The 651-nt window shown below is 64.2% G+C and carries 1 protein-coding gene; it reads right to left on the reverse strand.

Features of this window, described 5'->3' with window-relative positions; genetic code table 11:
- Positions 1–651, reverse strand: a 651-nt coding sequence (locus tag ACW9IB_RS29470) for a condensation domain-containing protein (RefSeq protein ID WP_457416842.1), incomplete at both ends; no start/stop codon positions are given.

Here is a 651-nt window from a genome sequence, read left to right on the forward strand (position 1 = left end):
CCTGCATCGACCAGCCATCGGAGACGATATGGTGCTGCACCAGCACCAACACATGCTCGTCTTCGGCCAGGCGCAACAGGCTCACGCGCAGCAACGGCCCTTCCTGCAAATCGAACGGGCGAGCGATTTCGGCCTCGACCCGGGCTTGCAAGCCCGCCTCGCTGACCTCGTCCAGCCGAATCGGCACAGCGAGGTGCGAATGAATCACTTGCCGCGCACCGTCCGCGTGCACCTGCACGCAGGTGCGCAAGCTTTCATGGCGCGCCACCAGTGCGTCGAAACTGCGTTGCAGCGCCGCACTGTCGAGCGCGCCCTTGAGGCGCAAGGCGCTGGGGATATGGTAAGCAGCGCTGTGCGGATCCAACTGCCAGAGGAACCACTGGCGTTCCTGGGCATAGGACAACGGCAGCGGTTGATCGCGCTCGACTGCCAGCAACGGCGGAGCCAGAGGTGCGCCGCTGTCGCTCGCCAAGGCGGCAACAAAACCTTGCAGGCGCGGTTGTTCGAACACCAGTTTCAACGGCACTTCACGCTCAAGCACCTGCCGCAAGCGCGACACCACCCGCATCGCCAGCAGCGAATGGCCGCCCATTTCAAAGAAGTGATCGGTCAGCCCTACCCGCCCGGCACCGAGAATATCGGCCCATACCG

The sequence above is a fragment of the Pseudomonas sp. SDO524_S393 genome, assembly GCF_054071875.1.